The 26635-nt window shown below is 62.7% G+C and carries 24 protein-coding genes; 14 read left to right on the top strand and 10 right to left on the bottom strand.

Annotated elements, in window-relative coordinates; genetic code table 11:
- Window positions 1–206: 206 nt before the first annotated feature.
- Window positions 207–416: a BrnA antitoxin family protein gene (locus tag BC443_RS02340; RefSeq protein ID WP_071230238.1), complete on the bottom strand. Its 210-nt coding sequence runs from the start codon at window positions 414–416 to the stop codon at window positions 207–209.
- Window positions 409–702: a BrnT family toxin gene (locus tag BC443_RS02335; RefSeq protein ID WP_071230225.1), complete on the bottom strand. Its 294-nt coding sequence runs from the start codon at window positions 700–702 to the stop codon at window positions 409–411. Before BC443_RS02335 ends, BC443_RS02340 begins: the two co-directional genes overlap by 8 nt.
- A gap of 215 nt (window positions 703–917) precedes the next feature.
- Here BC443_RS02335 and BC443_RS18425 point away from each other — a divergent pair, with 215 nt between their 5' ends.
- The 6 genes from BC443_RS18425 (at window position 918) to sulP (ending at window position 5709) form a co-directional block, all read left to right on the top strand.
- On the top strand, window positions 918–1403 hold the full coding sequence (locus BC443_RS18425; protein WP_139284228.1) for a hypothetical protein: 486 nt from the start codon (window positions 918–920) through the stop codon (window positions 1401–1403).
- Window positions 1404–1972: 569 nt separating this feature from the next.
- The gene (locus BC443_RS02325; protein ID WP_247643197.1) at window positions 1973–2353 is read left to right on the top strand and encodes a flagellar protein FlaG; all 381 of its coding nucleotides are present in this window, start codon (window positions 1973–1975) and stop codon (window positions 2351–2353) included.
- A 314-nt stretch (window positions 2354–2667) separates the two neighbouring features.
- The gene (locus BC443_RS02320) at window positions 2668–2943 is read left to right on the top strand and encodes a hypothetical protein (protein ID WP_083387166.1); all 276 of its coding nucleotides are present in this window, start codon (window positions 2668–2670) and stop codon (window positions 2941–2943) included.
- A gap of 250 nt (window positions 2944–3193) precedes the next feature.
- Entirely contained in the window at window positions 3194–3448 is a 255-nt protein-coding gene (locus BC443_RS02315; protein ID WP_083387165.1) for a DUF4258 domain-containing protein, read from the top strand.
- A 2-nt stretch (window positions 3449–3450) separates the two neighbouring features.
- The gene (locus BC443_RS02310) at window positions 3451–3642 is read left to right on the top strand and encodes a DUF2283 domain-containing protein (protein WP_071230222.1); all 192 of its coding nucleotides are present in this window, start codon (window positions 3451–3453) and stop codon (window positions 3640–3642) included.
- A gap of 228 nt (window positions 3643–3870) precedes the next feature.
- Window positions 3871–5709 carry a sulfate permease gene (gene sulP / locus BC443_RS02305; RefSeq protein WP_083387164.1) on the top strand — a complete coding sequence of 613 codons (1839 nt, stop codon included), beginning with the start codon at window positions 3871–3873 and terminating at the stop codon, window positions 5707–5709.
- Here sulP and BC443_RS02300 read toward each other — a convergent pair.
- Window positions 5698–6906: an AGE family epimerase/isomerase gene (locus tag BC443_RS02300; RefSeq protein WP_071230221.1), complete on the bottom strand. Its 1209-nt coding sequence runs from the start codon at window positions 6904–6906 to the stop codon at window positions 5698–5700. The genes sulP and BC443_RS02300 overlap by 12 nt on opposite strands.
- A 346-nt stretch (window positions 6907–7252) precedes the next feature.
- Between BC443_RS02300 and csiR the strand changes: the two genes are divergently transcribed.
- A complete protein-coding gene (csiR, locus tag BC443_RS02295) occupies window positions 7253–7942 on the top strand; it encodes a DNA-binding transcriptional regulator CsiR (protein WP_071230235.1) in 690 nt (229 codons plus the stop codon).
- Between the two features lie 44 nt (window positions 7943–7986).
- Here the strand turns inward: csiR and BC443_RS02290 are convergent, their stop codons facing one another.
- The 6 genes from BC443_RS02290 to BC443_RS02265 form a co-directional block, all read right to left on the bottom strand.
- Entirely contained in the window at window positions 7987–9240 is a 1254-nt protein-coding gene (locus BC443_RS02290; RefSeq protein ID WP_071230234.1) for a CaiB/BaiF CoA-transferase family protein, read from the bottom strand.
- Window positions 9241–9245: 5 nt separating this feature from the next.
- Window positions 9246–10424, bottom strand: coding sequence for an acyl-CoA dehydrogenase (locus BC443_RS02285; protein WP_071230220.1), 1179 nt, complete (start codon window positions 10422–10424; stop codon window positions 9246–9248).
- A gap of 87 nt (window positions 10425–10511) precedes the next feature.
- The gene (gene cydC, locus BC443_RS02280) at window positions 10512–12203 is read right to left on the bottom strand and encodes a thiol reductant ABC exporter subunit CydC (RefSeq protein WP_071230219.1); all 1692 of its coding nucleotides are present in this window, start codon (window positions 12201–12203) and stop codon (window positions 10512–10514) included.
- Window positions 12200–13879, bottom strand: a complete 1680-nt coding sequence (gene cydD, locus BC443_RS02275) for a thiol reductant ABC exporter subunit CydD (protein WP_071230218.1) — start codon at window positions 13877–13879, stop codon at window positions 12200–12202. Before cydD ends, cydC begins: the two co-directional genes overlap by 4 nt.
- A gap of 86 nt (window positions 13880–13965) precedes the next feature.
- Entirely contained in the window at window positions 13966–14967 is a 1002-nt protein-coding gene (cydB, locus tag BC443_RS02270) for a cytochrome d ubiquinol oxidase subunit II (RefSeq protein WP_071230217.1), read from the bottom strand.
- 4 nt (window positions 14968–14971) lie between these two features.
- Window positions 14972–16384 (bottom strand): cytochrome ubiquinol oxidase subunit I, encoded by a 1413-nt coding sequence (locus BC443_RS02265; protein ID WP_071230216.1) that lies wholly within the window; start codon window positions 16382–16384, stop codon window positions 14972–14974.
- A gap of 566 nt (window positions 16385–16950) precedes the next feature.
- Between BC443_RS02265 and BC443_RS02260 the strand changes: the two genes are divergently transcribed.
- The 4 genes from BC443_RS02260 (at window position 16951) to BC443_RS02245 (ending at window position 21385) form a co-directional block, all read left to right on the top strand.
- Complete coding sequence (locus BC443_RS02260) at window positions 16951–18177, top strand: multidrug effflux MFS transporter (protein ID WP_210766227.1); 1227 nt, start codon at window positions 16951–16953, stop codon at window positions 18175–18177.
- 168 nt (window positions 18178–18345) lie between these two features.
- Complete coding sequence (locus BC443_RS02255; protein ID WP_071230214.1) at window positions 18346–20103, top strand: carbon starvation protein A; 1758 nt, start codon at window positions 18346–18348, stop codon at window positions 20101–20103.
- The gene (locus BC443_RS02250) at window positions 20090–20386 is read left to right on the top strand and encodes a cory-CC-star protein (protein ID WP_071230213.1); all 297 of its coding nucleotides are present in this window, start codon (window positions 20090–20092) and stop codon (window positions 20384–20386) included. Before BC443_RS02255 ends, BC443_RS02250 begins: the two co-directional genes overlap by 14 nt.
- A gap of 57 nt (window positions 20387–20443) precedes the next feature.
- On the top strand, window positions 20444–21385 hold the full coding sequence (locus BC443_RS02245) for an ArsA family ATPase (protein WP_071230212.1): 942 nt from the start codon (window positions 20444–20446) through the stop codon (window positions 21383–21385).
- 60 nt (window positions 21386–21445) lie between these two features.
- Here BC443_RS02245 and BC443_RS02240 read toward each other — a convergent pair whose 3' ends face one another.
- The gene (locus BC443_RS02240; protein ID WP_210766229.1) at window positions 21446–22417 is read right to left on the bottom strand and encodes a calcium/sodium antiporter; all 972 of its coding nucleotides are present in this window, start codon (window positions 22415–22417) and stop codon (window positions 21446–21448) included.
- Window positions 22418–22972: 555 nt separating this feature from the next.
- Here BC443_RS02240 and BC443_RS02235 point away from each other — a divergent pair.
- The 3 genes from BC443_RS02235 to BC443_RS02225 are packed head-to-tail and all read left to right on the top strand — an operon-like array spanning window position 22973 to window position 26515.
- The gene (locus tag BC443_RS02235; protein ID WP_348769666.1) at window positions 22973–24244 is read left to right on the top strand and encodes a paraquat-inducible protein A; all 1272 of its coding nucleotides are present in this window, start codon (window positions 22973–22975) and stop codon (window positions 24242–24244) included.
- On the top strand, window positions 24237–25889 hold the full coding sequence (gene pqiB / locus BC443_RS02230) for an intermembrane transport protein PqiB (protein ID WP_071230209.1): 1653 nt from the start codon (window positions 24237–24239) through the stop codon (window positions 25887–25889). Before BC443_RS02235 ends, pqiB begins: the two co-directional genes overlap by 8 nt.
- Window positions 25886–26515, top strand: a complete 630-nt coding sequence (locus BC443_RS02225) for an ABC-type transport auxiliary lipoprotein family protein (protein WP_071230208.1) — start codon at window positions 25886–25888, stop codon at window positions 26513–26515. The genes pqiB and BC443_RS02225 overlap by 4 nt, the downstream gene beginning before the upstream one ends.
- The last annotated feature ends 120 nt before the right edge of the window (window positions 26516–26635 follow it).

Raw genomic sequence — 26635 nt, 5'->3', positions numbered from 1 at the left:
CTGCTTGCCTTGTCATGGGTCACCTCGTCTCAGTGTACTGTCTTAACGGGGTGTCCACTGCTGATGGGCAAGATCAGATAACTTGGGGTGTGCTCGGGGACATGTAACCCAGAGAACGATGTGACTGCTCTTCATAACAATGCCAGCCAGCAGTCGATCACGGCTGTCACGGCTGCCTCCGAGTGCAAAGGCTGGATCGAGGCCATTCATAGCCACTCAATCTTGAGATCTTTATGTGACTGTGCGCAATCGCGCAGATAGAGATTGATGAGGCTCTGATATGGAAGGTCTTTTTCCTCGGCAAGCTTCTTGAAATACGCCACGGTATCTTCATCGAGCCGGATCGTGACCTGCTTCTTGAGCTTTTTGGCGTATGGGTTCTGGATAGAGTGTGAAAAATCGTAATGATCACGCATGTCTATACCCTTCATATGTCTTTCGTTCGCGCTTGTCCGCCTTACGCGCCGAGATGATGCGAATTGTTTCACCCTCTCTAACACAGTGGCATACCACCAGCAGACGTGAATGAATGCTCATCCCGAGGAGTATGAACCGGTCTTCCTCTTCAGAATGGTCGGGGTCTGCTATCAGCCGGCCGAACTCGTCGGTGAAGGCAGTCTTGGCCTCGTGGAACGAGACGTCATGCTTTTTGCGGTTGGCGGCATCCTTGCGGGGATCCCAGTCAAAGGTAAGATGGCTCATGCACTACATTGTAGTTATAGCGTATGGATCGTCAATGACGGCATTCCCCGGAAGAGGCCGTAGCACGGAACCAAGCCCCCCCCTCCATAACTGCACAGGCGACAGTACCGCTCAGCAAGGGGACACCGATCAGGCAATAATCATGGCTAAAGAATGCCGCCGTGCAACCGATAACATGTTGACATTACTCTATTTTCCCGGAGCCAGTTCTCGTCATGGCGGTCATCAATACCAATCTTCTCTCCCTCAAGGCCCAGCAGAATCAGGGCCGCGCTTCGAATGGCCTATCCACCTCGCTCTGCCAAAATGGGGAGTCAAGTCGAGACAATACCAAGTTCACCACCAGGGCTTTTGCATCCTGCTCTCGACTGCCGATCAGACACCAAAACGCTTCTTTAATCGGCCCAATGGCTGGCGCTTGTGTGTGTTCTCATACGTCAAACTCACCGTTCCAGGTAGCTTCAATGACAGTGGAAGACTACGAATTCGTGTTGGCAGAGCTGCAGCGGCTCATCGACGATGCCAAGACGCTGATGGCGAAATTCGAAGCTGCGGAATTCGACCAGCAGCTGCCGGGTGAATACCATACGCTACATGAACTCTATGCCCGGGCGGTGAAGGCTCAAAAGCGTTACACCTATGAGGCGTTGGATCTCATCGAATCCGATACGTCGGCATTGGAAAACTTTAATTTTAATTAAGCCATATCAATTCCAATAAACAGTACGCACCTGCCGATTCGTCACCCTATCCTCTTTTTATATGCACTAAGCTTCGTCTGAAAAATCGACGAGCGATAGCCAGACAAGGCGCAACGACCGTAGGGAGTAACAGCCGGAGGCTGGCCCGAAGGGTGAGCGTAGCGAATCAGAATTGGCGAAAAAGGACCGGGCTGGCGTCCCAGTTTATGTGGATTAAATGAGCATTTTGAGGCAATTTTTAACGCCGTATGGGTGAGCGCAGGCATTTTTCAGACAAAGCGTAGGCTCCCTCCTTTACTTTAGAATTCCTCTTCACTGTCGATAACTCCAGAAATCAGCCTTCGTCCGTCTGTGCGCCGGCGCGCGAGGGGTGATGACAACCTGCATCGGCACGCTCGAAGGTATCAATAGTGCTGGTTTGCAGGCGATTGACGATGGCGAAGTCGCTTCCCGACGGGTAGTCCGCATCAGCGGCCGGTATCAGGGGAAGCCGGCGCCATCGTGTATGGCGTTCGTAGCATCAGCGCGGTATTCCGACATTCCGGTTTGATCCTTCGAGGAAGATAGTCATGCCTAACACCGTCGATATGGCGACACTCCATCTGAACCTGTCATCGAACGGCTCATCCCAGCAGCGGCTCGACATCCTGCTCCAGAGCGCGGAGCAGATGCCGCAACCGATGTCCCAACGTGGCAATGTTGCCCCGGATGACGATCCACTATCTATCTTCAGTGGCCCGCTGGGCGATCAGGTCAGTGAGCTCAACGAGGCCATGCGGCAATACGGCCTGCGCTTCGAGCTGAGCGAGTTCGACAGCCGTGTCATCACCAAGGTGGTAGACAAGGAGACCGGCGAAGTGATCCGGCAGATTCCGGCGGAGGAGATGTTGCGGATTGCCGAGGCTTTTGCCAGTGACAACGGCGGACGGCTGCTCGACGCTTCGGCATGATCGCGCAGCCCTGCCTTAACCGCCTGCCGGCCAGGTTTTTCAATTGCACTGACGTGTCGATGCCTGGGTAGCGTTTCATGCGCGGTGCGTTTCATGCGCGGTGCGTCAGAAGCGCTCAAGTTTTCGCGGGACAGACCGATATTCGCTGGGGTACGGCGCCGTCATCTTGCAGCGCCTGACCTGCCCTGACCCAAACGGCCATTTCAAGTATGCCTACTTCGCGAGACCGCTTCACACTGAACACTGACGGCAATCTATTCGCCAGAGACCTCGTTCACGATCTGATTCCCAAGCTCAAGAGTACGGAAAATCTTGTGAACAATACGCTTCGCTTTAGAGCCGAAAAGGCTGGCAATGACAACGAACGTAGCCACTACCAGCTCTTGCGACAGGAATTCGAGCTGGAAATCATGATGATCAACATGAACCTGGAACATTTGCTGAAACGCTACGCTCGGGAGATTCAGGATGTCGCCGACTCTGACGGGGCTCTACCCGGCCCGGCGCTGGAACTCGATCAACATGAGCGCTTTGCCATCGATAGTGCCAGAAAACTCTATGAGCGGGCGCGGGCCATCCAGACCGCCTGAGGGGGCGTGGAGGGCTTTTGAATCAAAGCGAATGTCAGCAACTCGATACCGTCATTGACGATACCACGAGATGATGAAGCGCTTCGAGGTGGCGGGCATGATCAGTTCACCGGCTCATGCTTGCGCTGCATGTCGAGGAACACCTCGACATAGCGCTGTCCGCGTCGTGAGGCCTGCAAATCCATACCGCGATGGGTTCTTACCCATGTTATGTTGATAATCGTCAGCAATATCGGCAAAGAGGAGCCTCATGTTCAGTACACGTTTTGGCCTTAGGGTGCATGTTACTCGCCACGCCCGCGAGCGAATGGCGCAGCGCAACATTAACGAGGCATTACTGGGTGAGCTTCTCGAAACGGGTCAAGTGCGATACAAAGATGACATCCGGTTATGGATTGCCAAGGAGGCCCCAGGGCGGCAGGATAATCTAATCTGTGCTGCCGTCATCCTTGAGGAGATGCTGGTAGTCAAAACGGTGATGCATCATTTTCAGTGGGAAAGCTAGCCATGCGTACGACTTATGATGAAGCGGACGATATTCTGGTAGTTCACCTCTCGGAGAAGCCAATCATCAAGGAAGGTTCTCAGGACTGGAATACCCATGTCAGCTATGCCGAGGACGGCACGATTGTCGAAATCGTCATACTCGAAGCTTCTAAACAAGGAGCATGGCCACTACTGCGTAGCCATGCAGCCTGATTCTCGAAAACACGGCAACCCCGCCAAGAGCCTGTATCGCTTGCCATCGATAGCGCCAGGAAACTCTATGAGCGGGCGCGGGCCATCCAGACCGCTTGACGGTGCGTGGAGCGCGGGCGGCCGGCTTCCCTTTCCAGCTTGCATGCGTCCGGCTTGCATGCGCCAGCCTTGAGGCGCACCATTTATCGTTTCGAACGATAAGCTTATGCAAGGGAGCTACATAGCACGATGAGCCTTTGGCGCCGACTGAGGGGAACCGATACGCGAGAGCAGATCCATTTCCGTGCTCGTCTGGCACGTTATTTTCCGATTATCAGTTGGGCGCCCTATTACAACCGCCATCTCCTCAACGAGGATCTGGTGGCATCCCTCATCGTCACGCTGATGGTGATCCCTCAGGCGCTGGCCTATGCCATTCTCGCCGGGCTGCCGGCGATTACCGGCCTCTACGCCAGCATGCTGCCACTGATTCTCTACTCGATCTTCGGGACCAGCCGGACGTTGGCCGTGGGGCCGATGGCGATCGTTTCGCTGATGACGGCCGCCGCGCTCTCGCCGCTGTTCGCCAGCGGTACGGCGGCTTACAGCCAGGCCGCGACGACGCTTGCCATGCTGTCGGGTCTGGTGCTGGCCGTCATGGGCCTGCTGAAGCTCGGCTTCTTCGCCAATTTCCTCAGTCATCCGGTGGTTTCCGGCCTGCTCACGGCTTCCGGTGTGCTGATTGCCGCCAGCCAGTTCGCCAGCCTGATCGGCGTCGGCGGTTCGGGCTTCACGTTGATCGATCAACTGGCCCATCTGCTGACCCACCTGAGCGACATCCATTGGCCGACTCTGATACTGGGCGCCTCGGCGCTGGTGTTCTTGCTGCTCATGCGCCGCGCCGGCCCGGTGTTGCGGAAGATGGGGCTGCGGGCCGGCGTCGCGACGTTCATCGTGCGCCTGGGGCCGGTCATGGCGGTCGCGATCACGACGCTAGTTTCCTGGTCGCTGGACCTGCCGGCGCTCGGGGTGGATGTGGTCGGCCATATCCCCGCTCACCTGCCGCCGCTGAGCCTGCCGTCGTTCGATCCGGGCCTGCTGCGCGACCTGCTGCTGCCTGCGTTCCTGATCAGCGTGGTGGGGTTCATCGAGTCGGTCTCGCTGGCGCAGATGCTGGCGGCGCGCCGGCGCGAGCGCATCTCGCCGGATCAGGAGCTGGTGGGCCTCGGCACCGCCAACCTCGCGGCGGCCTTCACCTCCGGCATGCCGGTGACGGGCAGCCTGTCACGCACGGTGATCAACTTCGATTCGGGCGCCCGCACGCCGGCCGCGGGGGCATTCGCGGCGCTGGGCGTCGGGTTGGTGATCCTGTTTCTGACCTCGCTGATCGCCTACCTGCCTATCGCGACTCTGGCGGCCAGCATCATCGTTTCGGCGATGACGCTGGTCGACCTGCCCGGCCTGAAGCGGACCTGGCACTATTCCCGCAGCGATTTCGCCGCGATGCTGATCACGATCGTGCTGACGTTCGTCGAGGGCGTGGAAGCCGGTGTCATGGCCGGCGTCGGCGTGTCGCTGGCGCTCTATCTCTATCGCACCAGCCGGCCGCACACGGCGGAAGTCGGCCGCCTGCCGGGCACGGAGCATTTCCGCAACATTCAGCGCCACGAGGCGGAAGTCGACGACGAAATCGCCCTGCTGCGCATCGACGAAAGCCTCTACTTCGCCAACGCCCGCTATCTCGAGGATACCGTCTACGGCCTGCTGGCCGATCGCGCCAACCTGAAGCACCTGGTGCTGATCTGCTCGGCGGTGAACCTGATCGATGCCTCGGCGCTGGAAAGCCTGGAGGCGATCAATGCCCGCCTGAAGGACTCGCAGGTCACGCTGCATCTGGCGGAGGTGAAAGGGCCGGTCATGGATCGACTCAGCAAGAGCGACTTCCTGGAGCACCTGACCGGGGAGTCCTACCTCAGCACCTTTTCGGCCTGGACCAACATCCGCCATCGGCTCGACGATGAACGGGCCGCGCTTCTGGCGTCGAAAGCGTCGTCGACCGGGACGGCTTCCGAAACCTCAGGCCGATGACGCTGCCTGCCGCTCGCCATGCTGGCGCCGCATGATCGGCAGAATGTCGCAACAGGCGCCGAGAGTCTGGCAGTCGGTCTTGGGGGCCGGGCTCTTCTCTCTGGAATAGCGGCGGTTGTCCGGCGTCAGGATCCGATACCAGGCGCCGTGCTCGTGATCGATCATGTGCTGCCAGCAGTAATTGGCGATCTTGTCATACCTGCGCCAGTAGCGGGCTTCGCCCGTCAGGTCGCCAAGCAGCGCGGCGGCGGCGAGGCTTTCGGCCTGCACCCAGTACACCTTGTCGCGATTGAGAAACTGGCGGTTGAAATCCACGCCGTAGACTAGCCCGCCGTATCGGCTATCCCACCCCTTCTCGACCGCTTCGATGAACAGACGCTTGGCTGTGGGGATCAACCAGGTCTCCCTCGGGCAATGGCGCGAAAGCATTACCATCAGCCTGGCCCAGGTGGTCTGATGCCCGATCTGGAAGCCCCAGGGGCGAAACAGGTCGTCGGGCTGGTCGCGGTGGTAATCGAAATCGGGGTGCCAATCGCGGTCGTAATGCTCCCAGAGCCAGCCATCCCCCATCGGCGCGAGCTTGTGCCACAGCGTCCGCGCGATATTCAGCGCCCGCTCCAGAAAGGCGGCATCCCCGGTCGCGTCGAAGGCGCCGATCAACGCTTCGCAGCTGCGCAGGTTGGCGCTCTGGCCCCGGTAGCCGGTCAGCTGCCACTGGTCGTCCGCTTCGGCGGCGTACAACTGCCGATGGGGCTCGAAAAAACGCCGGGTCTGTAACGCATGCACGCGGTCGAGTCCGGCTCGGGCTTCGGCAATTCCTGCCTTCAGGGCCGTGGCGTAGGCCAGCATGACCGAGGCCAGCCCGTAGCAGTGCTGGGTGGTGTCATCGGGTTTGCCGTTGTCCAGCGTCCAGGCATAGCCCTGGGTGCGGGTCTGGTAATGGCTCTCTTCCAGAAACTTCAGTCCGTGCCGCGCCCAACCCAGGTATTCCGGGTCGCCCGTCTGCATGGCATAGCGGGCATAGAGGATCACGTAGCCAGCGCTGGAGACGAGATGCCGATGGTGGCGGTTGTAGAGATGCCCGTCGTCGGTAAGGTAGTGATGGAACCCTGCCTGAGGGTCGATACAGCGCGGGTGATAGAACGCCATGATCCTGGCGATGTGCTGCTCGATCTGGTGCGGTGTGGTCAGCGGCATGACGGATCTCTCTCTATCGCAAACGCTTCATCGCAAACGCTTTATCGCAAACGCTTTATCGCAAACGCTTCTATCGCAAACGCTTCATCACGAACGTTCCTTGATCGGGCATATCTCGTGATCGAGAACGACGTTTCGCCGCGAACGTCTCTCACGACGAACCATGCGCCTGAATGCGCCTGACCTTGGCAACGTCGAAGTCTTCCTTGCTAGTCTGGTCGTCGGTCCGGCCCATCACAATGCGCCTCTCGTCGAGTACCTTTTGTCTCGACACAGGCGTCGATATTTTTATTCAATATCGACAGACCCGAATAACACACTGATCGATTCCGACATGGCCCGAGACATGACCGCGATTTCCGACCGTTCTCCCACCGCGCTCGATGTCTATCATCGCCTGAAGGCGGACATCATTCGTGGCTTCTACGCGCCGCAGGAAAAGCTGCTGATGAGCCGGCTCAAGGCCCGCTACGACACCGGTGTCGGCCCCTTGCGCGAGGCGCTGACACGGCTGATCGGCGAGCGCCTGGTCACCGGCATCAGCCAGCGGGGCTATCGGGTGGCGCCGATGTCGATCGCCGAACTGGAAGCGATCTACGACGCGCGGGCGCAGCTGGAAGGGTTACTGATTCGGCTCGCCATCGAGCGCGGCGACGACGAATGGGAGGCGACGGTGCTGGCACGTACCCATACCCTGGCCAAGGTCACACGGGTACAGGACGCCGACGAGATGCTCGAACGCTGGGATACCCGCCATCAGGCGCTGCACGATGCGATGGTGGCGGGTTGCGGCTGCCTGCCGCTACTGCAGTCCCGTGCGGCGCTGTTCGATCAGGCCCAGCGCTATCGCCACCTGTGGCTGCGCCAGACCGTCTTTTCCGAGCAGGCGCTCGCCGAGAAGCAGCGCGAGCATCAGGCACTGCTCGATACGATTCTGGCCCGCGACGCCTCCGCCGCCAGTTTACTGATGCGGGAACACCTGATGACGCCGGTGCCGATCACCCGGGAGCGGTTGCAGGAACAGGGCTGGGTTTAAGCGTCTCTGGTTTCAACGCCCCGAGCTTTTGAGCTCTTCCCCGCTCAGGGAATCGCGCCTTCCAGACGCAACGCCGCGACCGCTTCGGCGTCCAGCGCCAGCCAATCGCTCAGCACGCTCTCGGTGTGCTCACCCAGGCGCGGCGGTGACAGGGACGAGGCCATCCGCTGACCATCCAGAGTGATCGGGTTGGCGACCAGCCGCGCACGGTGGCCGTCGCTCATGGTGCGCTCCACCACCATTTCCCGGTGGCACACCTGCGGATCGTCGAATACCTGATCCAGCGTATTGATGGGGCCGCAAGGCACGCCGTGGGCTTCCAGCAGCGCAAGCCATTCATCCCTCGGCCTGGCGATCAGGCGTTCGCTCAAGCGCTCGACGAGAAGCTCGCGGTGGGCGACCCGCTGGGCGTTGGTGGCAAAGCGCGGGTCCGCCGCCCATTCGCTCTCGTCCAGCGCCTCGCAGAGATGCCGGAACTGGGTGTCGTTGCCCACGGTGACGATGAGGTGACCATCCGACGCGGCAAAGGCCTGATACGGCACGATGTTGGGATGCGTGTTGCCCATGCGCTGCGGCGTCTGCCCGCTGGTCAGATAGTTGAGCGCCTGGTTGGCGAGCACGCCGACCTGAACGTCCAGCAACGCCATGTCGATATAGCCGCCCTCGCCGGTGGCATCCCGTCGGCGCAGCGCCGCGAGAATCGCGTTGGCGGCGTAGAGCCCGGTGAAGATATCGGTGATCGCGACGCCCACCTTCATCGGTTCGCCGCCAAGGTCGTCGGGTTCGCCGGTCAGGCTCATCAATCCGCCCATGCCCTGGATCAGGAAGTCGTAACCGGCGCGGCCGGCGTAGGGGCCGTCCTGCCCGAAGCCGGTGATCGAACAGTAGACCAGCTCCGGCTTGAGCCTTTTGAGACTGGCGTAATCGAGCCCGTAGGCGGCCAGCCCGCCAACCTTGAAGTTCTCGATCACCACGTCGGCCTTCGTTGCCAGCCGGCGGACCAGCTCCTGCCCCTCGGCAGTCGAAAGATCGATGGCGACCGAGCGCTTGCCGCGATTGGCGCTGAGAAAATAGGCGGAGGCTTTCGTCTGCTGCCCCGTACCCGCCAGCGATTCCGTCTCCGCATCTTCCAGCCACGGCGGCCCCCAGGCGCGGGTGTCGTCGCCCTGCCCTGGCCTTTCGATCTTGACCACTTCGGCGCCGAGATCCGCCAGTTGCTGCGTACACCACGGGCCAGCCAGCACCCGCGAGAGATCCAGCACCTTGAGCCCGGCCAGCGGCTGGGTGACGTCGCCCATCGCGCTCACCCGAACGCCTGGATGCCGGTCTGGGCGCGGCCCAGGATCAGGGCATGGACATCGTGCGTGCCCTCGTAGGTGTTGACCGTCTCCAGGTTGATCATGTGGCGGATCACGCCAAATTCCAGCGAGATGCCGTTGCCGCCGTGCATGTCCCGCGCGACGCGGGCGATATCGAGCGCCTTGCCGCAGTGATTGCGCTTGATCAGCGAGATCATCTCCGGCGTCGCCTGGCCATCGTCCAGCAGGCGGCCGACCCGTAGGCAGGCCTGCAGGCCCAGGGCGATTTCGGTCTGCATGTCCGCCAGCTTGAGCTGAACCAGCTGAGTCGCCGCCAGCGGCCGCCCGAACTGCTGGCGATCCAGCGTGTACTGACGCGCGGCATGCCAGCAGAATTCCGCCGCGCCCATGGTGCCCCAGCTAATGCCGTAGCGGGCCTTGTTGAGACAACCGAACGGCCCGCCGAGCCCGGAAGCGCCGGGCAACAGCGCCTCTTCCGGCACGAAGACGTCATCCAGCACGATCTCGCCGGTCACCGAGGCCCGCAGCGATGCCTTGGCGTGAATGGTCGGCGTCGAGAAGCCCTCGGCACCGCGCTCGACCACGAAGCCCTTGATCTTGCCCTCGTGGGCATCGGACTTGGCCCAGACCACGGCGATATCGGCGATGGGGCTGTTGGTGATCCACATCTTCTGGCCGTTGAGACGATAGCCGCCTTCGACCTTCTTCGCCCGGGTCTGCATGCTGCCGGGATCGGAACCCGCGTTGGGCTCGGTCAGGCCGAAGCAGCCCACCATTTCGCCGCTCGCCAGTTCGGGCAGATAGCGCTGCTTCTGCGCCTCGGTGCCGTAGGCCTCGATCGGATACATCACCAGCGAGGACTGCACGCTCATGGCGGAACGGTAGCCGGAGTCGACCCGCTCGACCTCTCGCGCGATCAACCCGTAGGCCACGTGATTGGCACCGGCGCCGCCATAGCTCTCGGCCACCGTCGCGCCCAGCAGGCCGAGCCCGCCCATCTCGCGCAGGATCTCGCGATCGAAGAGATCCTTCTCGAAGGCCTCGAGCACGCGTGGTTGCAGGCGCTCCTGACAATAGTCGCGCGCCAGTTGCTGAATCTGGCGCTCTTCGTCGCTGAGCTGCTGGTCGAACAGGAAGGGATCGTCCCATTGGAAGACGGACATGTCTTTGGCTCCTGGCACCGTCGATGCCGTTCGTGAGAAGCCACTACGATAGCGCCATTCACAATGTCGACACTATTGGCAAAATGTCTACGTTTTTACCAACTCACTACCCGACCTTCCGCCTACACCGCTGGGCACCAGCCGCCAGTAGCGGTCGCATCGGGGCAGCGCCGCTTCGTCGTGTCCCAGCAATAGCGCCGTGCGGCCGGCCAGCCAGGCATCCAGTGTCTTTGCGAGCGACGCGGCGGTGGCGGCGTCCAGTCCACTCAAGGGTTCGTCCAGGATCACCAGCGGCGAATCGCGCAACATCACCCGCGCCAGTGCGACCCGGCGCGCCTGACCGCCGGAAAGCTGGCGCCCCTGCTCGCCGACCCAGGTTTCCAGCCCTTCCGGCAGCGCCTCCGCCCAGGCCTTGAGCTCGACGCGCTCGAGCGCATCCCACAGCTGCGCGTCGCTGGCATCCGGGTCGCCCATGCGCAGGTTGGCGGCCAGGGTGTCGTGGAACAGCTCGCTGCGCTGGGTGAGGTAACCGATTCTGGCTCTCAGCGAGTCGGGGGCGAGCCCGGCAATATCCTGATGATCGAATTCGACACGTCCGCCCTGCGGATCGAAGGCGCGCACGGCCAGTTGCGCCAGCGTCGACTTGCCGATCCCCGAGGCGCCGATGATGCCGACACGCTGGCCGGGGTCGAGGGAAAGATTCAGGCCGCTGAACACGACGCGCGCCCCGTGGGCGACCTCGACGTTTCGATAGTCCAGCGACGGCGCGGCGCCGCCTGAGGTCAAGCGCTCTCCGGTCAGCGGTGTCTTCAGTTCGGCCTGGGCGTTGAGTCGCTCCGCCGCCCGCACCGTTGCGCCCAGTTGCGTGAAGGCCATCGGCAGGTTGCCCAGGCCCTCGCTCACCGCGAGCGTCCCCAGCGCCAGCATCACCATGACCGGACCGCTCACCTGCCCGCTACGAAAGGCTTCGAGCCCCAGCAGCAGCACGGCCAGTGTGGCCAGTTGAATGCCCACGGTGACGACGAGATTGCCCATGGCGGTGCGCTGGCCGAGTCGGCGCTGGTCGTCGAGCAGCGCCCGCTCTTCGCGATGCCAGAGCGCGCGGTGGGCATCCAGCGCGCGGTAGCTGGTCAGTTCCGCCAGCCCTTCGACCTGCTCGATCGCGCGGACGCGCAGTCGTTCCTGACGATCGACCCGGCGATGGCTGGCTCGCCACCCCCACCAGGCGCAGCCGGCGGTGGCGACCAGCCCGAGCGGCAACAGAATGGCGAGCAGGACGATCCCCGCGATGGGCAGAAACGCCGCCGCGAAGGCCGCGAACGCCAGGATGCTGAGCAGCGCGACCAGCGGCGGCGCCAGCAGGCGCAGGTAGAGGTTGTCGAGGGTGTCGATGTCCGCCGTCAGCCGGTTGAGCCACTGGGAAGCTCGCGCCCGTGCCAGCGTGCGCGCATCCAGCGTGACCAGCCTCGCGAACACGCGTCCGCGAAGATCGGCCAGCAGCCGCAGTATGGTGTCGTGATTGTAAAGCCGCTCCAGATAGCGGCTGACCGTGCGCGAGACGGCGAAGAACCGGATCCCGCTTCCCGGCGTGAACACGTCCAGATAGCCCGAGGCGCTGACCGCCGCGATCGCCGTGGCGGTAATGAACCAGCCGGAGAGCGACAGCAGCCCCAACGCGCTGAGCAGCGTGGCGAGCATCAGCACTGCCCCCAGCAGCAGGCGCCCGCGCCGCTCGGCCAGGACGCCAAGCCACGGCCGCAGAGATAGCAGTGCTTTCATGAGTTCGTCTCCCGCGCATCGGCCGAGCGCTCGATCCGTGACAACCGCCCCTGTTCGATCGCGAAGACCCGGCCGGCCATCGCCATGATCGCCGGATGGTGGGTAGCGACGATCAGCGTCCGCCCGCTCGCCGCCAGTTGCGTCAGCCCCGCGATCACGTGCTGTTCGGTCTCCGGGTCCAGCGCCGCCGTCGGCTCGTCCAGCAGGACCAGCCTGGCCGGGGAGAGAAACACCCGGGCCAGCGCCAGCCGTTGCCCTTCGCCACCGGATAGCCCGACGCCGCGCTCGCCCAATGGCGTCTCGAGCCCGCCCGGTGCCGATGCCAGCCACTGGCCCAGCCCGGCCTGCGTCAACGCGTTGCGCAAAGACTCGTCGCTGGCATCGGGCGCGACCAGCCGCAGGTTGTCGGCCAGCGTGCCCTGGATGATCAGCGGGCGTTGATCCAGCCAGGCAATCGCAGGTTCTCGCTGCACGCCGACAGTTCCCTCATTGGGCGCGATGAAGCCGGCGATCAGTTGCAGCAGACTGGATTTGCCACTGCCGGATGGGCCGATCAGCGCCACCACTTCACCGGCATCGACACGCAGCGACAGCGGCCCGAGAATTCGCTCGCGCCCTGCGTGGCGCAGTTCGACGTTCACGAGCTCGACGGCACCCGGGACAAGCTCACGACTGGCCGTCTCGTCGGATCGGTCGCTTTCCGCAGGTGCGGCTTCGTCGGCATCCGGTTCGAGCAGTGACACCAGCCCTTCGGCGGCCCCCAGAGCGGAGGCCCGATCGTGATAGTGCTGGGAGAGCGTGCGCAGCGGCTGGAAGAACTCCGGCGCCAGCAGCAGGATGAACAGCCCGCTGAACAGATCGAGCTGCTCGGCCGGCCCGTACTGGATGTAGCCCAGCAGGCCGAGACCGATATAGATGGCCACGACGGCGACCGACACGGCAGCGAAGAATTCGAGCACCGCCGATGACAGAAACGCCACCCGCAGCGTCTTGAGGCTGCGCCGGCGATAGTCGTGGGCGACCTCGCTGACCTCTTCGACGCTGCGCTCGGCGAGCCCGAAGAGCTGAAGCGTGGCGATCCCCCGCACCCGATCGAGGAAATGCCCGGAAAGCCGGGTGACCGCCTGGAACTGCGCCTCGTTGAGACGCTGGGCGCCCATGCCGATCAGCGCCATGAACAGCGGAATCAAGGGGGCGGCGATCAACAGCCAGATCGCCGCCAGCCAGTTGAGCCAGAACACCACCACGAGATAGACCAGCGGAATCAGCGCCGCCAACACCATCTGCGGCAGGAAGCGGGAATAATAGCCTTCCAGCGACTCGACCTGATCCACCAGTTGACTGGCAAGTCCCGCGCTGTGGCGGGCAGCCAGGCGCACCGGCCCCAGCTGCTGCAGGCGCACCAGCAGACGCGCCCGCACCTGCTGCTTGACCCGCAGGCCGCACGCCTGACCGCAGACTTCCTGCCCCCATTGCGCCACGGCACGGACGCCGATGGCGATCGCGATCAGCGCGACGCCGAAGGCGACATCGCCCAGCGTGGCCTGGTTCGACACGACATCGTCGACGACCCAGGCCAGTGCGCCCATCTGGACCAGGGTGGCGAGGCCCGCCAGCAGGCCGCAGCCGACGGCGCCTCGATACCAGGGCCGGACGCCGGCCGCTTGCTGCTTCAACCACGCTCTCGAAGCGCTCGTGCGTGGCGAAGCGTTCGTGCGTGACGCGTTCGTGGATGATAGTCCTGCGGTTCGCCTCGCGGCACTCAATGGTAGCCCTCACCCACGCGGACCTTGCCGCGGAAGACCCAGTAGGACCAAGCGGTGTAGGTCAGCACGATCGGCACCACGAACAGCACGCCGATCAGGATGAAGAACTGGGATTCCGGCGCCGAGGCAGCGTCCCAGAGCGTGTAGTCCGGCGGGATGACGTAAGGCCAGCGGCTCACCAGCAGTCCCAGGTAGGTGAAGATGAACAGGCCCAATGTCAGCAGGAAGGCCAGACCTTCACGCCGGCGGCGAGTCGCCACATAGATGCCCACGGCGCACAGCAGCGCCGCGAACGGCAGCAGCCAGATCACCTGCATGTGATCGAACCAGCGATCGAACACGCCCGGATCGATCCACGGGGTCCACAGGCTGACGATGACGAACACGGCCAGCACACCGATCAGCAGCTTGGGAATCAGACCACGCGCCCATTCGCGAACGTGCCCTTCCGACTTCAGCACCAGCCAGGTCGCGCCCAGCAGGGTATAGCCGACCACCAGCCCGAGACCGGTCAGGATGGAGAACGGTGTCAGCCAGTCGAACGCCCCGCCGGTGTAGACACGATCGGCAGTTTCGAAACCCTGGATATAGGCACCCACCACGCAGCCCTGCGCGAACGCTGCAACGAAGGAGCCACCGGCGAAGGCGGCATTCCACCAGCCGCGCGTACGCTTGGACTTGAAGCGGAATTCGAACGCCACCCCGCGGAAGATCAGGCCGGCCAGCATCAGGAAGACGCCCAGATAAAGTGCCGGCAGCAAGATGGTGTAGACCAGCGGGAAGGCCGCGATGAGCCCGGCGCCGCCCAGCACCAGCCAGGTTTCGTTGCCATCCCACACCGGCGCGACGGAATTCATCATCACGTCTCGGGCATCCTCGTCCGGCGCGAACGGGAACAGGATCCCCAATCCCAGATCGAAACCGTCCATCAGCACGTACATGATGACGCCAAAGGCGATGATGATGGCCCAGATCAGCGACAGATCGTACATTTCCATGGGCTTAACTCCTGGAAGACACTGTGGTGCCATCGAACGGCACATGGGAGGCGGACATCGGACGCATGGGGCGATCGGCATCGTGGACTTCTTCATCGCCGCGAAGATCATCCAGCCCCTGGCGCACGACCTTGAACAGGTAGTAGATACCGGCCCAGAAGATCACCGCATAAACCGCGAGATAGCCGATCAGCGTCGCCAGCACCATCCCGCCGGAAAGCGAAGGCGTGACGGCGTCGGCGTAGGAAAGAACGCCATAGACTAGCCACGGCGAGCGCCCGATTTCGGTCACGAACCAGCCGGCCAGTACCGCCACGAAGGGTGCCAGGCTCATTCCCTGCAAGCCGTGCAGGAACCAGCGCGACGTATACAGCCGCCCTCCGCGGCGCAGCACCAGCCCGGCGATGGCGAACGCGATCATCAGAATGCCCAGCGCGACCATTACGCGGAAGCTGTAGAACACCATCCACACCGGCTGCTGTTCTTCGACGGGAATCTCCTTGAGCCCCGGTATGACGCCGTCGGCGTCGTGACGCAGAATCAGGCTGGCGCCATTGGGAATGCCGATCTCGGCGCGGTTGGCCTGGAGGTCGCGATCCGGCAGCGCGAACAGCAGCAATGGCACATTGGACTGGGTTTCCCAGTTACCTTCCATGGCCGCGATCTTCATTGGTTGATGCTCGAGCGTGTTCAGCCCGTGCTCGTCACCAATCCAGGCCTGTAGCGGGGTCAGAATCAGCAGCAACCACATGGTCATGGAGAGCGCTCGCTTGTGCGCTTCCACATCACGCCGCCGCAGCAGGAACCAGGCACTGACGCCGCAAACCACAAAACCGCCGGTCAGAAACGCCGCCATCGCCATATGCGCGAAGCGATACGGGAAGGAAGGGTTGAAAATGGCCTCGATCCAGGAGGTGACATGCACCATGCCCTCGCGAATCTCGTAGCCTTGCGGCGTCTGCATCCAGCTGTTGGTCGCCAGAATCCAGAATGCCGAGATGAAGGTACCGACCGCGACCATCAAGGCGGCGAAGAAATGCACCGATGGCGAAACGCGGTGGCGCCCGAACAGCAGCACCCCGAGGAAGCCCGCTTCCAGGAAGAACGCCGTGATGACCTCATAGCTCAGCATCGGCCCGATGAAGTTCGAGGCGAACTGGGAAAAGTTGCTCCAGTTGGTGCCGAACTGAAACGCCATGACGATGCCGGAAACCACGCCCATGCCGAAGACGACGGCAAAGATCTTGGTCCAGAACAGGCCCAGACGATCCCAGACCGTATTGCCCGTCGCGACGAAGAGACCTTGCAAAACCGCCACATAGGAGGCGAGTCCGATCGTGAAGACCGGGAAGATCGCATGAAAAGAAACCACGAAAGCGAACTGCAATCGTGAAAGCAGGATAGGATCTAACGCCATGGCTGACTCCTCGCAAGCGTTCAGGGCAGCGGTTCCCTCATGCCCCGACGACAGATGTTTCTTCGTTCTGTTTGCCCGTCGAACGACCATTGCAGCCGTCGATGCTTAACATCGCTTTACATCATAAGGAAAGTGCTCCCGTCGGCCGCCGTGTCCTGATGTCGCATGCCAGCGCCGACCTTTCCCTTTTTCTCCCTAGACAACCTAGGCAATAGTGCCGAAAGGCGCCAATGGTGAGGGCTTGCGACCAGCCTCGAGGCTTACCGAGTGCGACGTCATGGCCTCCATGGAATTCATCTCTGCGACAATCTGTCAGATCGAATCCGCCTACCCGCCTCTCTCCTCGCCCGCCCTCGCTGCTCCAGGCGGAATCCCTCCATTCGCCGGGTGCTGTTCGTGAACCAGGCTCTTGCCGACGATATGCAAGCGCTTCGGCGACGCGCAAGCGTTCCGGTCAGACGCAAGGCTTTGGTCAAATAGTCATACAAAGTCGAATCGCGTAAGGTCCTAATGGCTACTGTGCTATTCGATCGCTCGCCAACCACTGTCACTTCACGAGGCGCTTCGTGACCGACCCCGCCACTTCGACGTCTTCCTCCGCTACGCAAGCCACGCCGGCACGCGCGGTGCCAGCGCTATGGATGCTGGTGCTCATCACGCTGGCGGGTACGCTGGCCATGCATATCTTCGTGCCGGCACTGCCCATTGCCGGCGAGGCGCTGAGCGCCGACAACGCCCAGATGCAGTTGACCATCAGTCTCTACATCCTGGGGCTGGCAATCGGCCAACTCTTCTACGGACCGCTGTCCGATGCCCTGGGCCGAAGACCGGCCCTGATGCTGGGCATGCTGATCTACAGCGTGGCGGGGATCGTCGCCTGGCAGGCGCAAAGCGTCGAGACGCTGATTACGGCGCGGTTCTTCCAGGCCTTCGGCGGCTGCGCCGGGCTGGCGCTGGGGCGCGCCATGATCCGCGATACCGCTGCGCCGGACCGCGCCGTGCAACGGCTGGCCGTGCTCAATCTGGTCGTGGCCATCGGGCCGGCCATGGCGCCGCTCATCGGCAGCCTGCTGACCGCTACGCTGGGTTGGCGCACCGTGCTGCTGGCGCTGTGCCTGATGGGCGTGGGCAACCTGCTGTTCGTCTGGCGGCTGATGCCGGAGACGGCGAAGCCCAGCGGCCGGGTCGACCTTCCCAACCTGGCGCATGAGTACCGGACGCTGATCCGCTCGCCGGCCTTCATCGGTTATGCCATCGGCGGCGGTTGTGTCACCACCGCGATGTTTGCCTTCGTTGCCTCGGCGCCGTTCATCTTCGTCGAACAACTGGGCAAGCCGGCAAGCCATGTGGCGTATTATCTTTCGCTGCTGATCCTGAGCATCTCGCTGGGCAATTTCATCACCAACCGCACCATCCATCGCATCGGGCTGGTTCGCCTGATGCTGTCGGCCAGCTTTCTGAGCCTGGCCGGCGGGATATCGATGCTGGCCATCGTGCTCGCCGGCTGGACCTCGGTCGTCACCCTCGAAGCCTCGATGCTGCTGTTCACCTTCGGCGTGGGCATGACCGGGCCGACGGCGTTGACGCTGGCCGTCGGCGTCAATCCTCGGGTCGTGGGTTCGGCGGCCGGCCTCTACGGATTCGCGCAGATGGGTATCGGCGCGCTCTGCACCGGGCTTGCCGGGCTGGGAGACAACCCGGCGCAGGCGGCAGCCATGGTGCTCGCCACCGCTGCCATCATTGGCCAGATCGCACTGAGGAGCGCCTTGCGGTTCGATCGCCAGCATCATTGATCGCGTGCCTACCGCGCCGGCGGGACGCCTCGAATACCCCTACCCCCTTCGCGCCTGATGCATTCGTCTAACGGAGCGCGCCTCTCTTCTTCGGTAGGGTAGACGTACCACAACAACGCACGTGGGCGTGGTCCGTTCCACGCTCGCCATAACAATCAAGGAACGCGCATGAACGCTATCTGGATCGCCCTGTTTGGCGCCGTGTGTTTCGTGATGGGCTATCGCTTCTATTCGAAGTTCATCGCCGAACGCATCTACCGACTCGACGCCGATTTCCAAACCCCGGCGCATACCTATCGTGACGGCGTCGACTACGTCCCCACCAACAAGTGGATTCTCTGGGGCCACCATTTCACCTCGGTCGCGGGTGCAGCGCCCATCGTGGGGCCGGCCATCGCGATCTATTGGGGCTGGTTGCCGGCCATCCTGTGGGTCGTGCTGGGCACCGTATTCGCCGCCGGGGTGCATGACTTCGGGGCGGTGGTACTTTCCAACCGCCACAAGGGCCACTCGATCGGCACATTGGCCAACCGGCTGATCGGGCAGCGCGCCAAGCTGCTGTTCTTGTTCATCATCTTGATCCTGGTGCTGATGGTCAACGCGGTCTTCGCCTGGGTCATCGCCAAGCTGTTCATCACCTTTCCGGCCAGTGTGCTGTCGGTCTTCATCCAGATTCCGCTCGCCGTGTGGATCGGCTATCGCGTCTACCGTCATTCGGGCTCGATGCTGCTGCCATCGGTGATCGCGCTGGCGGTGATGTACGGTGCAGTGCTGCTGGCCAGCGAAGTGCCCTGGCTGCAGTTCGACCTCGTGAGCTGGTTCGGTGGCCCTGACGCACCGGTCGTCGGCGGCTTCAACGGCACTTCGATGGCCTTCCTGGTGTGGATCGTGGTGCTGATGGTGTACGTCTACATCGCCTCGACGCTCCCCGTCTGGAAGCTGCTGCAACCGCGCGATTACATCAATTCGCATCAGCTGGTGGTCGGCCTGGCGCTGCTGTATCTGGGGCTGCTGTTCGGCGCGCCGGAAATGACCGCGCCCAGCATCAACGGTGAAGCGGACATCAGCTGGTATCCATTGCTGTTCATTACCATCGCCTGCGGGGCGATCTCCGGCTTCCACGGTCTGGTCGCCTCGGGCACCACGTCCAAGCAGCTCGACAAGGAGACCGACGCTCGCATGATCGGCTATGGCGGCGCCCTGGGCGAGGGCATGCTGGCGATGATCGCGATCATCGCGGTGGGCACCCTGTTCGCTTCCGGCGCCGATTTCACCGCGACCTACTCGAGCTTTTCCGCGGCCGGCTCCAACGGCCTGGGCTCGTTCGTGCGCGGCGCCGGGCAGCTCGCCAGCAATCTCGGCATTCCCGCGCACGTAGGGTCGACCCTGATCGCGGTGATCGTGGTGAGCTTCGCCGCCACCACCCTGGATACCGCCGTGCGCCTGATGCGCTACATCATCGCCGAGCTGGGCAACGAGTACGGCATGCCGGTGATCGCTCGCAAGCACGTCGCGACCAGCATCGCCGTCGTCACCAGCGCCGCGCTGGTCATCCTGCCGGAAGGCCCCAACGGCTTCGGCTCGGGCGGCTACCTGCTGTGGCCGTTGTTCGGCACCAGCAACCAGTTGCTGGCCGGCATTACGCTGATGCTGGTCTCGGTATGGCTCAAACGGCAGGGCCGTCCGGTGATCTACACCCTGGCACCCATGCTGTTCCTGCTGGTCATGACACTGTGGGCCATGGGGCAACAGGTGATTTTCACCTGGTCGGGCTTCGGCGATGCCGATCGCAACTGGCTGCTGTTCACCTTCGGTGGGCTGATCATGGTGTTCACGCTGTGGATTCTGCTCGAGGCGTCGCGCAGCTTCCGCCAGGGTGACGTGGCTCCGCAGCAGCAATCGCTGAGCTCCGATGAGTCACGCTGACGACAAGGGTTCCGTGATCGCCTTGTGGCGATCACGGTTACACCGCGCGATCCAGGGTTACGATGCGGTCCTGAGCTTGCCGCATCGCCGCGAAATCGCCCGGGAGCTGCAGGATGAGGAAGACCTCTTCATGCTGCTGTGCTTCTGCGACATGATGGGCATCCCCAACCCCGCCAGCGACATGACCCTGGAGCTCTACCCGCACATGCTCGACCGCTTTCACGAGTGGCACACACGCCAGGGCATGCCACGTTCGCCCCTGGCGGGCTTTCGCTGCTGTTAGCGGTTAGCGGTTAGCGGTTAGCGGTTAGCTAGAAGCATGTCCAACGAGGAATTTTCCATGGCCAAGAGCCTCTTCTTCGGCGGCAAGGGCGGTGTCGGCAAGACCAGCTGCGCCACCGCCTACGCGCTGAGCTGCGCGGCGGCCGGTTGGCGTACCTTGCTGGTTTCCACCGACCCGGCGCACAACCTGGCCGACCTGTTCGGACGCGCGCCGGGGCCGACACCAACGCGCATGCAGGCTGGCCTCGATGTCGTCGAACTCGACCCCGACCATGAAACGCAGCGCTACCTGGAACAGGTCAAGGCCACGCTGCGACCTCTGGTCAGCGGCGAGCGTAGCGCGACGGTGTTTCGCCAGCTCGATCTGGCACGGCACGCTCCCGGCACCGAGGAAGCCGCCCTGTTCGACGCCCTGGTCGGCCTGTTGCTGGATACCGGCGATAAGTACGATCGGCTGATCTTCGACACCGCGCCCGGCGGGCACACGGTACGCTTGCTGGCACTCCCCGAGATCATGGGCGCCTGGGTGGAAGGATTGATGCAACGCCGGCGCAAGGTGCGCAGCGACTACAAGGCATGGCTCGGCGACGGCGAGGTCGTCGACGATCCCATTCAGGAAACGCTGATGCGCCGCCGCGGACGCCTCGCCGCTGCCCGCGAGCACTTGACCTGCCCCGCGCATTCGGCGGTGATTCTGGTCGCCAACCCGGAACGCTTGCCGGCACTGGAAACCGCACGCACCCGCGAGCTGCTGGAAAGCCACGGCCTGCACGTCGGCGCCGTGGTCATCAACAAGTGCCTGCCCGCCGAAGTCGACAGTCAATGGCTCGCCAACTGGCGCGAGGAGCAACGCCCCTGGATCGAGCATCTCGAGGCGTCTTTCCCCGACCGCGAGCGCATACGCATCGACCACCAGCCCCATGCGCCGGCTTCCTGCGACGACCTGACGCCGCTCCAGGAGGCGCTGGGCGGGCTGGCCCCCTGGCACGCTCACGCCTGAAGGACAGGCCTTAGTCTATCGTCTTTCACGTGTCGAACACCTGCCCCACATGCCGATCACCTACCGTGCGCCGATCACGCTGTAGACCAGCCATGCGGTGTAGGCCACGAAACTGGCAAGCAGCAAAGCGCCCTCCAGACGATTGATCCGCCCCTGCCCCTTGATCCCGATGCCGAATACCAGCAGGGCCAGGGTCAGCGCGGCCATCACGGGCCAGTCCCGAACCAGCACTTCCGGATCGACGCCGATGGGCTGGATCACGCCGGCCAGCCCGACCACCGCCAGCGTATTGAACAGGTTGGAGCCGACCACGTTGCCGATCACCAGATCATGTTCGTTCTTGCGCACCGCACTGATGGAAGAGGCAAGCTCCGGCAACGACGTACCGATGGCGACCACGGTCAGACCGATGACCAGATCGCTGACGCCGAACGCCTCGGCGATCGTCACCGCGCCCCACACCAGAAAACGCGAACTGACGATCAGCAGCACCAGCCCGACCAGCGTCCAGACCACGCTGCGCTTGAGCGACATGTCTTGCCCTGCGGCATCGGCTTCGACGTCGGTCTGCAAGGCATCCTTGGTCCCCGGGCGTCGCGAGCGCCAGATGCTGTAACCCAGGAATCCACCCAGCAGCAACAGCAGGATGACGGCATCGATGCGTGAGATCACACCGTCGTACAGGCACCAGAGCGAGATCAGCGTCATCACGCCGAGCACCGGCAGCTCCTGGCGAATCACCTGGGAATGCACGGTCAACGGGCTGATCAACGCCACCAGGCCCGCGATCAGGGCAATGTTGGTGATGTTCGAACCATAGGCATTACCCAAAGCCAGGCCGGGGTTCCCCTGGACGGCCGCCAGCGCGGAGACCATCAGTTCGGGCGCGGAGGTGCCGAAACCGATCACCACCATGCCAATCAACAGCGGCGGCAGCCCGAGATGGCGAGCGGTAGCAGCCGCCCCATCCACGAAGCGATCCGCGCTCCACACCAGTACGACAAGACCGGCCACAATCGCCCCTAGCGCCATCCACACGTCATGCTCTCCTTGTTTCCATCAATCGTGTTTTCATCAATCGTTCGTGTTTTCATCAATCGTGTTCATCGCCCATGCCATCCAGGGCGTTGATCATCTTGCATCCCGCTGCCGGTTCGCGACGAACGAGCCACTCATCGGCTTTCTGGCATCCTACCCCGCCGGAAAAAATGGCAGAGAAACGAAATGTTGGTGATTGTACTTCTTCGGCAAAGTGGTCATCACCTACTATAGTGTCCAGACGATTGGGCTGAAGTGTTTAAACGGCTGAACCATAGTGTTCAGACGACTGAACTAGAGTATCCAAACGACTGAACTATCGGGTATTTTTCAGCGACGGCATTGCCGTCGAAACGGCCACCGATAAACATGCACGCGCGTATGTATTCGAGTAAGATGGCCGTTTACGCAGCGTGACGCTTCCTCAATTCTGTTTCCGTGTTAGGTACTGCTTTGGCATCAGGCACGAATGACGACGGCACCGAAAAGGCGACTTCCCTTGCGCCCTGGCGTACGCGACGCCGTCTTCGCGCTTGTCACGAATGTGACTTGCTGGTCGCGCTGCCGCCACTGCATCCCGGCCAGCGAGCCAGTTGCCCGCGTTGCGACCATACCTTGAGTCATCGCCATTTTCGTCCGGCCGAACGCAGCCTTGCGTTTGCCATCAGCGCCTTGATCGCCCTGCTGGCAGCGCTTTGCTTTCCGTTCATTCGCTTCGAGTCACGCGGTGTCAGCAACGCCATCCAGCTGGCGGATACGTCCTCCAGCCTGGTAGCACTGCACGAACCGCTCGTCGGCATTCTCGTACTGCTGACCATCGTCATATTGCCCGCCGTCTATCTGTTCGCCGTCATCTGGCTGCATCTCGGCTTGCTGCAACGTCGCCCGCTGCCCCGCAGCTATCGCATTGCGCGTGCGCTCACGCATCTGCGTCCCTGGATGATGGCCGATGTCTTCGTGATCGGCGCCCTCGTCAGCCTGATCAAGATCGCCGGCATGGCATCGGTCGACCTGGGGCTGTCGTTCTGGTCTTTCTGCGTCTATGCCCTGCTGCTGCTGCTGACCATGCGCTCGATCGATACCGACTGGATGTGGTTCTCGCTGGCGGGAGAGCCGCTGGCACCGGAGGGCTGCCGCCCCGGCCAACCGGCGGCCGAGCAGGATCTCGCCGGTTGCCCGACCTGCGGGCTGGTCACCCGGTTAAGCCACTTCGGCCGTGGCCGCTGTATACGCTGTGGCGAACCGCTGCGCTTTCGAAGCCCGCATAGCCTGCAAAAGACCTGGGCCCTGCTGATTGCCGCGACCCTGTGCTATATCCCGGCCAATCTCTACCCGATCATGACCACGACATCGCTGGGCGATTCGACTCCTTCGACCATCATTGGCGGTGTGCTGATCTTTCTCGGTCATGGCGATTGGCCGATTGCGCTGGTCATCTTTACCGCCAGCGTGGTGGTGCCGATCGGCAAGGTGTTCGCGCTGGCCTGGCTCTGCGTCACGGTCCGGCGCAGCGGGGAATCCCGATTCAAGCACAAGCGTCAGACGCTCTATCGCATCACCGAGCTGATCGGCCGCTGGTCGATGATCGATGTCTTCGTGGTCGCCATCCTGGTGTCGCTGGTGGATGCCGGGTCATTGCTGTCGATCACGCCCGGCCCAGCGGCGCTGGCCTTTTCCGCCGTGGTCGTCATCACCATGCTGGCCGCCATCAGTTTCGATCCGCGCCTGATCTGGGATGCGCGCAACATGCAGCCTCCCATGCCGGCCGCGCTCAAGCGACAATCCCCCTATTCGCCTGTCAAGGAAGTCGACGATGCCTGATTCGATGCAACGCGCCAAACGGGTGTCGCAATCGCGGCTCTCCCCGATCTGGATAGTGCCGCTGCTGGCCGCGCTGATTGGCGCCTGGATGGTCTGGGACAATTTCTCCAGCCGCGGGCCGTTGATCACCTTGAACATGAAGAATGCCGAGGGCATCGAAGCCGGCAAGACGCTGATCAAGACGCGCAACGTCCAGGTCGGGCACGTGGAGGCCGTGCGGCTGTCGGAGGACCTTTCGCATACCGTCATCACCGCGCGCATGTCCAACGACGCGGGAAGAATGCTCAACAGCGATACACGCTTCTGGGTGGTCAAGCCACGTATCGGACGCGAAGGCATCAGCGGCCTGAACACTGTGCTTTCGGGGGCGTACATCCAGCTCGCGCCGGGCAAGAGCGAAGAGCCCCAGGACAGTTTCGACGTGCTCGAGCAGCCGCCGGTCGCGCCGCCCGACGCCCCGGGTCTGCGCATCAACCTGGTGAGCCAGGTGGGCAACTCGCTCAGCGCCGGGGATCCCATCACCTATCAGGGCTATACCGTCGGTCGCGTCGAGAGTACCGACTTCGATCCCGACAAGCGGGAGATGCGCCACCGCATCTTCATTCAGGCGCCCTACGACAGTCTGGTTACCGATACCACGCGGTTCTGGAGCTCGTCAGGCATCGACGTGCAGCTCGATTCCGAGGGCGTCAACGTCAACCTGGACTCCTTCGAGACGCTGATCAGTGGCGGCGTGACCTTTGGCGTGCCGGAAGACATCACGCGTGGCAACCCCGCCAAGCAGGATGCGACCTATACGCTCTACAACAACGAAGAGAGCGCGCGTGAAGGCACCTACGATCAGTACATCGAATACGTATTGCTGGTCGACGATACCGTTCGTGGGCTCAGCCGCGGCGCGCCCGTCGAATATCGTGGCGTCCGGGTGGGTACCGTGGTCAGCGTGCCCTGGCACTTCACCGCGCCCCAACCCGATTCGTTGACCCAGTTCGCGATTCCGGTATTGATTCGTATCGAACCGCAGCGCCTGGAAAGCAACGAGGATATCAATACGGATATCGACGACCAGGAGGTTCGGAACCGCTTCGAGACCATGTTCAAGGAGTACGGTCTGCGCGCCACGCTCAAGGCGGGCAACCTGCTGACGGGCGCGCTGTTTGTCGATCTCAACTTCAGCGACGACGCGCCTCCCTACGAGGCGATGACGTTCGACGGCAAGCCGGTGTTCCCGACCATTTCCGGCGGCTTCGCACAGATCGAGCAGAAGGTTTCCAATCTGCTCGACAAGCTCAACGAGCTGCAGGTCGAACCGATTCTCGATCGCCTGGACGAGACCATGCAGACCTCCCAGCAGACGCTCGAGCAAGTGCGTCAGATCGCCGAATCGGTCAATGCCATCGTCTCCGATCCCGCGACGCAGCAGTTGCCAGGCAGTCTCAATGACACGCTGGAAGAACTCCAGAATACGCTGAATGGTTTCTCTGCCGGTTCTTCGGGGTATCGTCAGTTGAATGACACGCTCAAGCAGCTGGAGGTGCTGATGCGGGATCTGCAGCCGGTCGCCAAGACCTTGAGCGAAAAACCCAACGCGCTGATTTTCGACCGTGAAGTCCAAACCGATCCCGTGCCGAGGGCTCCCCAATGATGAAGTCGTCCCTGTCTCGCTGGCGCCGAGTTGGCGCCACCGCCCTGCTGACGATCGCCACTATGGCGATCGCCGGCTGTGCTGCCCAATCGACGCCGACCAATCGATATACCCTGCCGAAGACCGACAGTCCGCAGCAGACGGGTGAGCCTTCGTTGCAAGCGCCCGCGCTGGCGGTCGGTCCTGTCGAGGTGGCCAGCTACCTCGACCAGGAAGGGATCGTCATGCAGACCAGCGATATCGAACTCAACGCGGCCAACCAGAACCTGTGGGCCGAGTCGCTGGGGCAGCAGTTGACACGCCGTCTGCGGCAATCGCTGGCGGCGGATCTGCCGAATGTCGTGGTCCTGAACACCGCCCGCAGCGAAGCGGGTGCGCAACGACTGACGCTCAGTGTCGACCAGTTCCAGGGCCGCTATGACGGTCAGGCCGTGGCATCGGGGGAATGGCAGCTTCACGAGGGCAACGACCTGGTGGCGCAGCGTCACTTCGAGGTCACGCAACCCTTGAGCGACGACGGCTATCCTGCCCTGGTGCGCACTCTCGGTGCCGTGTGGAACGATGTGGCGCGGCAGATCGCCGCCGATATCCGCGCAGTCTCGACGACGTCGCCAGTCAACGATTGAGCAGCGCCCAACGACAGAGCAGCGCCCAACGACAGAGCGCCTATCGAACCTGCATGGCAATGTAGTCAGACAAAGTCGCCATGCCGGGCTCGATAGGCGCTCGGGTGCCATCGAATGTTT

Source organism: Salinicola sp. MIT1003, from assembly GCF_001858555.1.
Lineage (GTDB): Bacteria > Pseudomonadota > Gammaproteobacteria > Pseudomonadales > Halomonadaceae > Salinicola > Salinicola salarius.
Note: the sequence above shows the minus strand (reverse complement) of the source record. Positions and strands in the feature narration are given on the sequence as shown.